Source organism: Paraburkholderia sp. BL17N1 (assembly GCF_003634175.1).
In the GTDB taxonomy this organism is placed as follows: Bacteria; Pseudomonadota; Gammaproteobacteria; order Burkholderiales; family Burkholderiaceae; genus Paraburkholderia.
This window is the reverse complement of record NZ_RBIW01000001.1, coordinates 2789702-2803214: the sequence shown is the minus strand read 5'-3', so window position 1 is coordinate 2803214 and position 13513 is coordinate 2789702. Positions and strand designations below refer to the sequence as shown.

General features: G+C 63.5%; 11 protein-coding genes. 2 read left to right on the top strand and 9 right to left on the bottom strand.

Annotated elements, in window-relative coordinates; translation table 11 throughout:
- Nucleotides 1-263: 263 nt before the first annotated feature.
- A complete protein-coding gene (locus B0G82_RS12680; RefSeq protein WP_121307562.1) occupies nt 264-1013 on the top strand; it encodes an SDR family oxidoreductase in 750 nt (249 codons plus the stop codon).
- 50 nt (nt 1014-1063) lie between these two features.
- On the opposite strand, the gene B0G82_RS12675 is transcribed toward B0G82_RS12680, so the two are convergent.
- Both B0G82_RS12675 and B0G82_RS12670 read right to left on the bottom strand, forming a co-directional pair.
- Entirely contained in the window at nt 1064-1378 is a 315-nt protein-coding gene (locus B0G82_RS12675; protein ID WP_121307561.1) for a helix-turn-helix domain-containing protein, read from the bottom strand.
- A gap of 19 nt (nt 1379-1397) precedes the next feature.
- Nucleotides 1398-2840 carry a PLP-dependent aminotransferase family protein gene (locus B0G82_RS12670; protein ID WP_121307560.1) on the bottom strand — a complete coding sequence of 481 codons (1443 nt, stop codon included), beginning with the start codon at nt 2838-2840 and terminating at the stop codon, nt 1398-1400.
- A 169-nt stretch (nt 2841-3009) separates the two neighbouring features.
- On the opposite strand from B0G82_RS12670, the gene B0G82_RS12665 reads away from it, so the two are divergent.
- Nucleotides 3010-5325: an FdhF/YdeP family oxidoreductase gene (locus B0G82_RS12665; protein WP_121307559.1), complete on the top strand. Its 2316-nt coding sequence runs from the start codon at nt 3010-3012 to the stop codon at nt 5323-5325.
- 3 nt (nt 5326-5328) lie between these two features.
- On the opposite strand, the gene B0G82_RS12660 is transcribed toward B0G82_RS12665, so the two are convergent.
- The 7 genes from B0G82_RS12660 to B0G82_RS12630 form a co-directional block, all read right to left on the bottom strand.
- Nucleotides 5329-5832 carry a M48 family metallopeptidase gene (locus B0G82_RS12660; protein ID WP_116140065.1) on the bottom strand — a complete coding sequence of 168 codons (504 nt, stop codon included), beginning with the start codon at nt 5830-5832 and terminating at the stop codon, nt 5329-5331.
- Nucleotides 5833-5851: 19 nt separating this feature from the next.
- Entirely contained in the window at nt 5852-6484 is a 633-nt protein-coding gene (locus tag B0G82_RS12655; protein WP_121307558.1) for a hypothetical protein, read from the bottom strand.
- Nucleotides 6485-6675: 191 nt separating this feature from the next.
- Entirely contained in the window at nt 6676-6984 is a 309-nt protein-coding gene (locus B0G82_RS12650) for a hypothetical protein (protein ID WP_106279757.1), read from the bottom strand.
- A gap of 95 nt (nt 6985-7079) precedes the next feature.
- Nucleotides 7080-8258, bottom strand: coding sequence for an alanine racemase (alr, locus tag B0G82_RS12645; RefSeq protein ID WP_121307557.1), 1179 nt, complete (start codon nt 8256-8258; stop codon nt 7080-7082).
- 19 nt (nt 8259-8277) lie between these two features.
- The gene (locus B0G82_RS12640) at nt 8278-10128 is read right to left on the bottom strand and encodes a hydantoinase B/oxoprolinase family protein (RefSeq protein WP_121307556.1); all 1851 of its coding nucleotides are present in this window, start codon (nt 10126-10128) and stop codon (nt 8278-8280) included.
- A complete protein-coding gene (locus tag B0G82_RS12635) occupies nt 10125-12248 on the bottom strand; it encodes a hydantoinase/oxoprolinase family protein (protein ID WP_121307555.1) in 2124 nt (707 codons plus the stop codon). Before B0G82_RS12635 ends, B0G82_RS12640 begins: the two co-directional genes overlap by 4 nt.
- A 69-nt stretch (nt 12249-12317) precedes the next feature.
- Nucleotides 12318-13466, bottom strand: coding sequence for a porin (locus B0G82_RS12630; protein ID WP_241974540.1), 1149 nt, complete (start codon nt 13464-13466; stop codon nt 12318-12320).
- Between the last annotated feature and the right edge of the window lie 47 nt (nt 13467-13513).

Below are 13513 nucleotides of genomic sequence, written 5' to 3'. Positions count from 1 at the left end.
TCTCCGAAGATGGTTGAAGGTGCCTGCCCCAGCGCACGGGATAACCCGGGCAAGGCTCCAGCATAGGGGGCCATATTCGAAGGCCAATTTCCGTGGAAAAATTATTATTCGTTATCTCACCCATAACGAATCCAGTATTCTGGGCAGCACGGAAACATGTTCGATGATTTCGAACGAGTGCATCGGAAAAGTGGTACGGCAAGCACTCCGCACAGGCGCAATATCACTCTCACTAACCCGCAACACTCTTTCGGAGATTCAAAATGACTCGCTTCCAAGGTAAGTCGGTTCTCGTCACCGGCGGCAGCAGCGGCATCGGCTTCGCGGCCGCCCAGGCATTCGCCAATGAAGGCGCCCGTGTGGTCATCACCGGCCGCGATGCCGACGCGCTCGAAACGGCAAGAAAGGCGCTCGGCGCCAATGCCGTCGCGGTGCGCAACGACGCCGGCTCGGTAGCGTCGGCGCGTGAACTGGCGGCTGCGATCAGCGCCGCCGGCATCCGCCTCGACGCGGTGTTCGTCAACGCCGGCATGGCGAAATTCGCAGCGTTTCCGGATGTCGACGAAGCCTTCTGGGACGCGATGTTCAACACCAACGTCAAGGGCGCCTACTTCCAGATTCAGGCACTGCTGCCGTTGCTCAATCGCGGCGCGTCGATCGTGATCAACGGATCGATCAATGCGCATATCGGCATGCCGGCGTCGTCCGTGTATGCGGCGAGCAAGGCCGCGGTGATTTCGCTGGCGAAGACCCTCTCGGCGGAATTGCTGCCGCAAGGCGTGCGCGTCAACGTGGTCAGTCCCGGCCCGGTGCAAACGCCGCTGTACGGCAAGCTCGGCCTCGACGCCGCCGCGCTCGAAGCCACCGCCGCGCAGATTCTCGGCCAGGTTCCGGTCGGCCGCTTCGGCACGCCGGAAGAAATCGCCTCGACCGTGCTGCATCTGTCCGCGCCGGAGTCGGCGTTTATCGTCGGCACGGAAATCATCGCCGATGGCGGAATGAGCCAGCTTTAAGCCACGCTCAGGCGAGCCGCGCACGCGGTTCGCGCTGCGCGCCACGCGATTCAATGAAGTTTCGGCGACGCGTCCGCCTGATCCTCGTCGGGCGGCTCGCCGTCGCCGTTACCGAACAACTCGCCGCACAGACTTCGGCCCAGTTCGCTCAGGCGCGCCGCGCCCGTGCCTTCCTCGTTGAAGGTGGTATCCACCAGACCGCCGTCGACGAGCGCCGTCAACTGACGCCGCAAGCCGCTCATCGGCACGCCCGCCTGCTTCGACAGTTTGGCGAGCGACCACGCGCCGCCCGGCGTTTCACGATGCGCGCGCCACAACTGCGTCAGGATGGCCGCCAGCACCGGATCGAGTTCGTCGTCTTCCATGTCAGTGTCTCCTTCTTTTTTACGCCATCCGCGTGACCAGTTCGCCGAGCGTCTTCAAAGCCGCTTCGGTCTGCGCGGTCCACGGATAGCTGTAGTTGAGCCGGATGAAGTGGCGAAAATCGTCGCGCATTGAAAACATCATGCCCGGCCCGACCGTGATGCTGCGCGCGAGCGCCGCCTGGTAGAGCCGCATCGAATCGACGCGCTCGGGCAGTTCGACCCACAGCACGTAGCCGCCCTGCGGCGTCGACATGCGCGTGCCGGCCGGAAAAAACCGCTGCACCATCGCCGTCATGATGCTGGCCTGCTGCCGATAAACCTTGCGCACGTGCCGCAGATGCCGGTCGTAGCCGTCCTGCCGCAAATAATCGGCGACCGCGACTTGCGGCACCGACGGCGTGGTCAGCGTATTGAGAAACTTCAGCTTCTCGACCTGCGCGCGATAGCGTCCCGGCAGCGCCCAGCCGATCCGGTACGACGCGGTCAAACTCTTTGAAAACGACGCGCAGTGCAGCACCAGCCCTTTGGTGTCGAAGTTCTTCAACGTCGATGGCCGCGTCTCGCCGAAGTACAGTTCCTGATAGACGTCGTTCTCGATCACGGGGATTTCGTGCACCGCGAGCAGTTCGACTAGTTGTCGTTTGCGCGCGTCGGGCATCTGGAAACCGAGCGGGTTCTGGAAGTTCGGCATCACCATGCACGCCGCGACCTTCTGTTCGCCGATCACCTGAGCCAACGCCTCGATATCGATGCCATGCACCGGATGCGTCGCCACCTCGATCGCGCGCATGCCCAGACGTTCGATGGCGTGCAGCATCGCGTAATAGGTCGGCGACTCCACGGCCACCGTGTCGCCAGGTTTGGCGACCGCCTGCAGGCTCAGGTTGATCGCCTCGGTCGCGCCGAGCGTGATGACGATTTCGTCCGGATCGACCGGCACGCCGTTCTCGGCATAACGCCGGGCGATCTGCCGGATCAGTTCGGGGTTGCCGGGCGGCAGGTCGTCGATCAGATTCCAGCTCGCGTGACGTCGCGCGATCGCGTTCGCGTACTGGTTGATGCGCCGCCACGGGAACAGCGACGGATCCGGATACGGCGAGCCGAACGGCACGGCGTCGTGCGCGCGGATGCTGCGCAAAGTCGACAGCACGAGGCGGCTTACGTCCACCGCGGCGGCCACCGGCGGCGTTGGCGGCATATGCGGGATATGCGGACGGCCGGGCCGCAACTCGTCGAGTGCGAGCGCCCGCGCCGCCGCATCGCGCACGAAATAGCCCGACTGCGGGCGCGTTTCGACAATCCCACGGCTTTCCAGCAACGCGTACGCATGCAACACCGTCTTGATACTCACACCGTGCTGCTGGCTCGCCTGCCGCACCGACGGAATCCGCTCGCCCGCCGCGAACACGCCGCGGCGCACGGCTTCAGTCATTTCATCGGCGAGTTTTTCGTACAGTTTCAAGGACTTGAGTCACACGAGAGCGTGGGCTGAAGCGCCAGTCTATGACAAAACCCGCCAACTGTATCCCTTTCCTTTCCAATTTTCTGTATGCTGCGCCCTTTTTGGAACACAGTAGGCTTGCACCTATCGGCTCAACAGCCACGTCCAAGCCCGATCCGGCGGCACCATCATGAAGAAACCCGAAGCTCGCATCGAACCCTATACGCACCCCGCCGCTGGCTGGGGCGCGCTCAAATACGTCGCCATCAACCTGATCAAGGAGAAGGTGACGGGCGGCGACTACCGCATGCTGTTCAAGCAGAATCAGCCGGACGGCTTCGACTGTCCCGGCTGCGCGTGGCCGGATCGCGAGCATGCGTCCACCTTCGAATTCTGCGAAAACGGCGTGAAGGCCGTGGCCGCCGAGGCAACCAGCAAACGCGTGACGCCGGCGTTCTTCGAAAAACATACGATCGCCGAATTGATGACGCAGTCGGACTTCGAACTCGAACAGCACGGCCGCCTGACCGACCCGCTCGTCTACGACGCCGTGAGCGACCGTTACGTGCCGATCGGCTGGGACGAAGCGTTCGACCTGATCGCCGATCACCTGAAGCGCCTCGACGATCCGGACCGCGCCGCCTTCTACACCTCGGGCCGCGCGAGCAATGAAGCCGCGTTCCTGTACCAGTTGTTCGTGCGCATGTACGGCACCAACAACTTCCCCGACTGCTCGAACATGTGCCACGAGGCGACCAGCCGCGGCTTGCCGCACACGGTCGGCATCGGCAAAGGCACGGTCACGCTCGACGACTTCGAACACGCCGACACGCTGCTGATCTTCGGCCAGAATCCGGCCACCAACCATCCGCGGATGCTCGGCGAACTGCGCGAGTGCGCCAAACGCGGCGCGACCATCGTGTCGATCAATCCGCTGAAGGAGCGCGGCCTCGAGCGCTTTGCGAGCCCGCAGCATCCAGTGGAAATGCTGACGATGGGCAGCACGAAGATCAGCTCCGTGTTCATTCGCCCGAAAGTCGGCGGCGATTTCGCGCTGATCAAGGGCGTCGCCAAACGCGTGATCGAGCTCGACGACGAAGCCTTGGCGTCGGGCCTGGAACGCGTTCTCGATGTCGCGTTCATCGCCGAACACACCGTCGGCTTCGACGCGTTCGCCGATGACTTGCGCGCCGAGAACTGGGACACGACCGTCGCCGAAGCCGGCGTGCCGTTCGAAGACGTGCTGCAACTCGCCGACATCTATGTGAAGGGGCGCGCCGTGATTTCGACGTGGGGCATGGGCCTCACGCAGCATAAGAATTCGGTGCCGACGGTGCAGATCCTGTCGAACCTGATGATGATGCGCGGCAATATCGGCCGGCGCGGCGCGGGCCTGTGCCCGGTGCGCGGACATTCGAACGTGCAAGGCGACCGCACGGTCGGCATCGAGGAAAGGCCGACTGAGGCGTTTCTCGACCGCCTCGGCGAGGTCTATGATTTCGAGCCGCCGCGCGAGCACGGACTCGACGTCGTCAATACGATTCAGGCGATGCTCGACGGCAAGGTGAAGGTGTTCATCGGTCTCGGCGGCAATTTCTCGATCGCGACGCCCGACACACCGCGCACGTGGGAAGCGATGCGCTCGTGCGATCTCACCGTGCACATCACGACCAAGCTGAACCGCAGCCACCTCGTGCATGGACGCGACGCGCTGATTCTGCCGACGCTCGGCCGCACCGAAATCGACATGCAGAACGGCGTGGCGCAAGGCGTGAGCGTCGAGGACTCGATGAGCATGGTGCATATCTCCTACGGCATGAACAAACCGGCATCGGAGAATCTGTTGTCGGAAATCGCGATCGTCGCGCGCATGGCGCATGCGACGCTCGGCAGCGGGAAAGTGGATTGGCTCGCGCAGGCTTCCGACTACTCGCTGATCCGCGACGGCATCGCGCAAGTGATCGAGGGCTTCACCGACTACAACGAACGCTTGAAAAATCCTGGCGGCTTCCACCTCGGCGTGGCGTCGCGCGAACGGATCTGGAAAACGCCGAGCGGCAAGGCGCAGTTTCTGGTGCATGCAATCGATATGGCGACGCCGATCCACCAGGCGCGCAAGGAGCATGGCGAGCGGCTGATGACGCTGATGACGACCCGCTCGCACGATCAGTACAACACGACGATTTACGGTCTCGACGACCGCTATCGCGGCGTGTACGGGCAGCGCCGCGTGCTGTTCGCCAACAAGGACGATCTCGCGATGCTCGGGTTCGTGGCGGGACAGCGCGTGGATATCACGAGCGTGTGGGCCGACGGTATCGAGCGTCACGCAGATGGTTTTCTGCTGGTGGAGTACGACATTCCGCGCGGCTGTCTCGGCGCTTATTATCCGGAGACGAATCCGCTCGTGCCGCTGTCGTCGGTTGCCGACGGCGCGGGAACGCCGACGTCGAAGTCGATTCCGGTTTTGTTGAAAGCTTCCGAAGTCGAGGCGATCGCGGCTTGATCGTTAGACGGGCTTTTTTGCCAGCTCGCGCTGCGTCAGATAGAGACGCAGATCGAACTCGATCTGGTGATAACCCGGTTGCATGAACTCGCAGAGGCGGTAAAAGGCCTTGTTGTGGTCGCTTTCCTTCAGATGAGCGAGTTCGTGCACCACGATCATTTTCAGAAATTCGGGCGCGGCCGCTTTGAACAGCGACGCGATGCGGATTTCTTTCTTCGCCTTCAGCTTGCCGCCTTGCACGCGGGAAATGCTGGTGTGCAAACCGAGTGCGTGACGCACGACGTCGAGTTTGCTGTCGTAGGCGACCTTGTCGATCTGGTCCGCGCTGCGCAGGTGTTCGCGCTTCAGGTCGGCGCAGTAGGCGTACAGCGCCCGGTCCGTTTGCACGTCGTGGGTGTTCGGATAGCGCGTGGCGAGGTACTGGCCGAGTTGGTCGTCGGCGATCAGCTTTTTGACTTTGTCTTGAAGCGTGGGCGAGTAGCCGGTCAGGTATTTCAGGTGGGACATGGTTCCGCTCGGCACTCGCTCAAACGCTGCGGCGATTGTCTTCGCAATCGTCCCAGTACCGCAGCGGATCGCGGTGATCGGGGTATTCCTTGTCCAGCCAGTCGGACAGAATCTTCCATTGCGGATGGTTCGGGCCGCTGCGCGTGTCCCAGAACGAATCCTTCAGGACGCTGTTGTTACGGCCGCGATCCCGTACGACGATCCGGCAATGGTCGTTCGATTCATGAAATTCCGCCTTCAGGTAGTAGCGCGGAAGAATCTGCAACGCGGCGCCCTCCACGATGCGGCCTTGCGCTCGAACGACGCCGGCGGCTTCGATACGCAAAACACCATCCACCGATTTGTCCGCGCGCCATCCGACCGGCAGCCTGACCACGCATTCGCCTTTGCCTACCTTGATCCAGTCCATGCGCCAGGTGCGCGCGAGCGCATCGCGCATGGCCGCCGCGTCCGCATAGCCGGGCGGTAGTTCGAATTGGCCCGGCAGGACGACCAGTTCGTCCCCGCTCGGCGTCACGCTGGCGGGACTGTCGAATGGGTCGTTGTCGAAAGGATTCGAGGGCCGGCTGGCGGTGGTGCTGCTGGTGGTCGGCAAATCCCCGAAAAGGCTTTCGGCAGCACGACGTGCGCGCTTTGATTTTTCGTTGGCCATTGATTTTCTCGGTTGGGGCTGGGTTGGCCTGGTGGGAAACACTTGTTATGCGGATCGACATGCAGATTGCTTGAGCCGAGCCGACGGCTTGAACCCGAGATACCGAATCGGCGCCTTGGGTTCAAGCCATGCAGAAACCGCTATTGTAGTTTTTCCAGCGGATGATCGTCGATGGCGCGAAGGCGGAGCGATCAAACGCGCGGCAGGTCGTCAATGCATTTTTCGACGTGGGCGCCGGGGACGTCGGTGTCGATCCCATCGTGGCCGTCCGTGTGCGAGACAGAGACGATTTTGGGCCCCAGAAAGCGCGTGCCGCCGAGCGTAAAAAGGGACCAAACAGCATCTCCGCGACGGATCGCGGCGACGACTTCCGGCACTTCGACAATCGCCGTGGGGGACAACCAGTCACGCGTCGACGGGTCGACGGGAGCCCAACGCACGTGCGTGATCCGGTCGCTCGTCGGGTTGATGCGAACGGCGTCAATAGCAAAGGTAGTCACGTCGACCTCCGTCATCCTGATAAATGGATTTCAGCATTATGCGCCGCTTAATCTGCGGGCGATAAGGTTGACGTGGCCGTGCTACCTCCTGGGCGTCAGCAACGCTCTTTGTCGAAATGGCGAGTCGCGTCGGCATCGACGTGCGGCAAGCTCCGCGCCAGCCGCGGAATCAACTCCATGACGGGCAGCCGCAGCGTTTGCGCCAACTCGTCGATCGCGATCGACTGATCGCCGTCCCGGCCCAGCAGCGTGACGACGCTTCCGGTCCGCGCCTGCGCAACGTCCGTAATATCGACCACGGTATGCTGGAAAGAACGGCGCCCGAGAATACGCGCAGTCTGTCCGTGCACCAGCACGCGGCCCAGCGGCGGCACATGATTCAGTCCGTCCCAGAAACCGATCGGCACCACGCCAATGCGCACACCGCGTTCGAGGCGGATCGGCTCCGCATAGCCGATCCCGAGCACGGATCCGGCCGGATGTTCCTGAACGTGAATAATGCGGCCGCGAACCGCCCGCAACATCGGCCGCAGCGGCGCGCGCGCCATCCAGTCCGCGTCGAGTGCACCGTAGAGAAACCGCCCGGGGTCGACCGCCTGATACGCGAGATGCGGATGCGCGAGCATCACGCGCGAGCTCGCCAGCATCGTCGTGACTTCATCGAATCCCGCCGCGCGCGCGTCGGCCAGCGCGGCATCGAACACGCCCGCCTGCCGGCGTGTCACGTCATCGCTTTCCGGCGAACTCAGATGCGTGTAGACGCCCTTGAGCCGCACGGTCGATTGATCCCGCAGCGCCGCAAACGCGGCTTGCCATTGGGACGGCAGAAAGCCGAAGCGCCCGAAGCCCGGATCGATTTCGAGGAACGCATCGACGGCGACGCCGGCATGGATAAACGCGCGCAGACTTTCCTGACTCTGGATCGTCACCGTCAGTCCCAACGCGGCGACCTGCGCCGCATCCTCCGGCAAGGTCGCGGCGAACAGCAGAATCTCGCGATCGATGCCGGCGTTGCGAATCGCGACGCCCTCTTCCGGACTGCCGACGCAAAAGCCGTCGACACCCGCTTGCGCCGCCAGGCGCGCGACGTTTGCGGCACCGAAGCCGAAGCCGTCGCCCTTGCAAACGAAGTAGATTTTCGTGGCTCGTCCCACCTGTTCACGCGCGACCGCGAGATTCGCCGCGATGGCGCCATAGTCGAGCTCGGCCCAACTGGGCCGCAGCAGGCGCACGCGCTGGGTGTCGAGAATTGGCTCGATAATTGAAGCGGACATAGATAGCGCCCTGTCGTGGTCAGAGTTTGCCGATAGCCGCAGCATCGACGCCGGTCGATTGCAGGAATAGCGCCTCCTGCTTCGCGACGCGCTCCCGCCCGGAAAGCGTCTGCAAGCGTCCACGCATCTCGACGGTGCGCTGCGCGTCGATCTCGCGCCCGGGGCCTTCGAGCACGACGCCATAAACTTCACACGCCATCTGCTCCGTGATGCGGTCATCCAGCACATCCTCGCGCACGGCTTGCGGCGAACGTGTCAACGGATCGCCATGGCCCGCGCCGCCCGCCGCGATATGGCAGAAGCGGTCGCCCTTGAAAAGCGCGGTCACGGTGCTCGGCATGGTCGGCAGCAACGTGCTTCGAGCGTCGCGGGTCAGCAGATTGAGCGACGGCGATCCGCTCAACCCGCCATGCGAGCCGGACGGCCGATGCGCGCGCCGGTCCGAGCGCAGTCCGAGCAACGCGTGGTCGCTGCGCAATTCATAAGCGCGGCGCATGGCGAGGCCGCCGCGATGCCGGCCCGCGCCGCCCGAGTCCGTGACGAAGCCGTACTCGGTGATCTTGAGCGGCAGACGTGCCTCGATCAGTTCGACCGGCTGGTTCGACAGATTGCCGAGCGGATTCGCAATACCTTCGCAGCCGTCATTGCGACCGCCGCCCCAACTGCCGAGCACGCCGTCGGTGATCAGCCAGTTGCCGCCACGCGCGCCGCCCTCGCCATCCGGGTTGCGCCCGGAAATCGACACGACCGACGGGCCGCCCTCACCCAGCGCCGGAATCGTATCCGGCACGATCTGCGCGAACGCGCCTTGCAGCACGTCGAACATCCGGTACGCGATAATCCCGCGCGCCGCGCAGGCGGCCGGTTCCACCGGATTCACAATCGAGCCGCTTTCCGCGTAGACCTGAACCGGCCGCGAAAAACCTTCGCAGTTCGGCACGTCGACACCAATCGCGCAGCGCACCGCCGCATACGCAACCGATTGTGTGGTCGCGAACGGGCCGTTGATCGCGCCCTGCACCTGCGCATCGGTGCCGGTCCAGTCGATGCAGATCGCGTCTTCCGCCACTGTCACCTTGACGCGAAACGCGATCGGCACGGGCGTATCGCCCAGGCCGTCGATGAAATCCTCGTAACGGTATTCGCCATTCGGCATCGTAGCGATGGCCTGACGTGTCAGCCGCTCCGCGTAATCGTGCAGTGCTTCGACCAGCCGTCCGAAACCGTCCGCGCCGTATTTGTCGAGCAACTGCACGAGTCCCCGCTCACCGGCCTTGCACGAGGCGACCTGCGCGCGCAGATCGCCGCGCAACTGGCCCGGCATGCGTGAATTCGTTTCCAGTAACGCGACGAGCGCGTCGTTGACACCGCCGGCATCGCACAGCTTCATCAGCGGAATTCGCAAGCCCTCCTGATAGATTTCCGTCGCGCCGATCGCCATGCTGCCCGGTGCCATGCCGCCGATATCGGCATGGTGGACGATGGTCGCCACATAGCCTTCGATACGCGACTCGTAGAACACTGGCTGAATCAGATACACGTCCGGCAGATGCATGCCGCCCGACGTGTAGGGATCGTTCATGATGTAGATGTCGCCGGGCTTGCCGGCCGTGCCGAAACGGCGCACCACGTTGTCCATCGCGGCCGGGAACGCACCGAGGTGAATCGGCAAGGTCAGCCCCTGCGCGATCACGCGACCGGCGCGGTCGAATACCGCGGTGGAAAAGTCCATCGAATCGCGCACGATCGGCGAATATGCGGTGCGCAGCACGACGAGCGCCATTTCGTCGGCGATCGAGCCGAGCGCGTTCTTGACGATTTCAAGCGTGATGGGGTCGGTGCCCGCCGCAGCGGCCTGCTGGGTAGTCATACGGAGTGCTCCAGAAACGTGATGACAATGTTTTCGTGGGCATCGACGCGCGCGCCGGCATCCGGCGGCACGACGCAGGTCGAGTCGTATTCTTCGACGATCAACGGGCCGCTCATCGGCGCGGCGCGCAGATCGGCACGCGAGATCACCGGGGTGTCGATAAAGCCGTGGGTCTTGCCGAAGTACGCGCGGCGCCGCACCGGCGCGTGCGCCGCCGACGAATTCGCCCGGCTGCCGCCGGCGCGTTGCGCGTCGTAGGCGCGGTCTTTCTGCGAGCGAAGCGAACCGACCGCGCGCAGATTGACGAGTTCGATCACCTCGTCCGCGGATGCGTGGCCGTAAGTGCGCTCGTGTTCCGCATGAAACGCGGCGGCGATCGGCGCAATGTCGAGCGGCTGACCGGCACGCCATTCGATCGGCACAGTCAGTTCGTAGGCCTGACCCGTGTAGCGCAAGTCCAGCGCGCACGTCACGGCGATATCGTCGAACGCGTTACCCTCGGCCGTCATATCCGCCGTGGCGCGCGCCACCAGGTCTTCGAGCGCGTTGGCCAATGCTACTGCGGTCAGATGATCGAGGCGGCAGAACATCGTCTGCATGAACTCGTGTTGTGTCGATGAGAACAGCAGCCCGAGCGCGCTGAACACGCCGGGGCTCGGCGGCACGATGACCGTCTTCATGTCGAGCAGTTCGGCGATCGCATGAACGATCACCGGTCCATTGCCGCCGAAAGCGAACAACGCAAATTCGCGCGGGTCGCGGCCGCGATACGTCGACACGGCTTTCACCGCGCGCGTCATTGTCGAGGCCGCGATCGAGAATACGCCATAGGCGGCTTCGTAGAGATCCGTTTGCGTGGGCTCGGCGATCTGCGTGCGCATGGCCTCAAGCGACTTCTGCTGGTTGATGCGCAACTCGCCGCCGGCAAGGAACGACGGATTCAGATAGCCGAGCGTTAGCACGGCGTCGGTGAGCGTCGGAATGGCGCCGCCCGCGTCGTAGCACACGGGCCCGGGCACCGAGCCCGCTGAATCCGGGCCGACCTTGACCAGTCCGCCCGCGTCGATACGCACCAGACTCCCGCCGCCCGCGCCGATCTCTGAGACGTCGATGAACGGCAGCTTGACCGCGTGCCCGCCGCCCTTCACGAGCTTGCTGCTGACGTTGATGCCCGCGCCGACCTCATATTCGGTGGTGCGAGCAGGCTCGCCCTTCTCGATGATGGCCGCCTTCGCCGTGGTGCCGCCCATGTCCACCGTTATGCAATCGGCGTAACCCGATGCGGCCGCCACGGAGGCGCCCGCGATCACGCCGGCCGCCGGCCCGGACTCGATGATCGTGGCCGGCTTCTGCATGACCATGGCCGCGCTCATCACGCCGCCGTTCGAATGCATGATCTGCACCGGGCCAGTCATGCCGATGCCGCGCAGCTTGCCGATCAGCGAATGTAGATAGCTGACCACCACCGGCCCGAGATACGCGTTGACGACGGTCGTGCTGGTGCGTTCGTATTCGCGGATCTCCGGCAGGATTTCGTGCGAGCAGGTCAGATAGACGGCGTCGCCCAACGCGCCGCGCAGCAGATCGCGAATGCGGATCTCGTGTTCGGGATTCGCATACGCATGAATCAGACTGATCGCTACCGCTTCGATTTTCTCGCCGGCGATACGTCGCGCGATGTCCAGCACCTGCGCGTCGTCGAGCGGCGTGTCGATCGAACCGTCGGCGAGCAGCCGTTCGTCGACCTCGTAGCGGTGCCGGCGTTTCGCGAGCGGCTCCGGCTTCTGATACGCGAGGTTGTAGAGCATCGGCACGCGCAGCCGGCCGATCTCGACCACGTCGCGAAAACCCCGCGTGGTGATCAGCGCCGTGCGCGCGCCCTTGCCTTCGAGCACGGTATTCGTGGCGATAGTGGTGGCATGAACCAGCTCGGTTATCTGGCGCGGTTGCGCGTCGAGCGAGGCCAGCAACGCCTGCAAGCCCGCGACGATCGCAATGCCATAGTCCTGGGGCGTGGACGAAACCTTCCTCGTGTGAATCACGCCGTCATCGCCGATCACGACGATATCCGTGAAGGTCCCGCCGATATCGACACCGGCCCGGTAAAGTCTTTGAGTCATTACACACCTTGCTTGTTAGTCGATGCGGCGCAAACGCGTGGCCGGTTTGCGCCGGTCAATCCAGCACTGCTAGAACTTGTGCACGAGTCCGACACTGACCACCGCCTGGTTCTGCCCCGAAGACGGCAACATGGTCTGAATCTGCGAGGCCAGCATGCCGTTCGACGTCGCCGGCAACGGTCCGCCCGTGGGTCGCGGAAAGCCGCCGCCGGCCGCGCGCAGATAGATCACCTCGGTATGGATGGAGGTCCGCTTGGAAAGGAACTTGTCGACCAGCAGATTGACCTGATGCCAGTGCACCTGCGTGGGCCCGCCAGGACCGCCGGTGATGTTGTCGCTCGTGTACGTGTACGCCATGCCGAAGAACAGCGTCGGATCGAGCGTGAAGCGCGCATTCGCTTCATAGTTGTTGAAGCGGTAGTTGATGCCGCTCGTGAGCGTCGTGCCCACGTTGTTGTAGATCGCGTTGCTGTACATCAGGCTCAGCTTGGCCGGTCCGATCACATACGACGCACCGATGCCCGCAATCTGCTCGCGTTCGGACGTGATCGGCGCATCGCAGCAGGTGATGGCGCCGTTGGTGTTGACGTTGGCAGTGGTGTTCACGCCCGGTCGATCGTAGAGCGAATACGCCGCTGCAATCGAGAACGCACCCTGCGAATAGATGCCCCCTACCGACCACATGCGATTGTTCGCAAAGGCGCCGGGCGCATTGCTGAACGCGTACATCGCCGTGCCGGTAAAGCCCTTCAGACTCGGCGAGACGTATTTGATCGAGTTATTGACGCGCAGATAGTCGTCGGTGTTGTCGTTGTCGTACGGATGCGAAAACATCACGCCGCCCCATGCACCGTTGGACGTCATCGTCTGCAAGGTGCCGACAATCGCGTCGTATTGCCGGCCGAATGTCAGCGTGCCGTAGTCCGGATTCGAAAAACCCACGAACGCCTGGCGCCCGAACATGCGGTTGTTCTGACCGAGCGCGCCGTTGGTCGGGTTAAAGCCGTTCTCCAGCGTGAAGATCGCCTTGGTGTTGCCGCCGAGGTCTTCTGCGCCTCGCAGCCCCCAACGGCTGCCGTACTCGCCGTTGCCGGTCAGTTGCACCGCGCTATGGCCGCCCTGGTTCGACGAGTAGGTGATGGCCTCGTTGATGATCCCGTACAGCGTGACCGAACTCTGCGCGTGAACGAGACCGCTCCCGCCCAGCAGAGCTGCCATGATGAATAACTTTTCCTTCACCGCTCTTCTCCAAACAAGGAATCGCG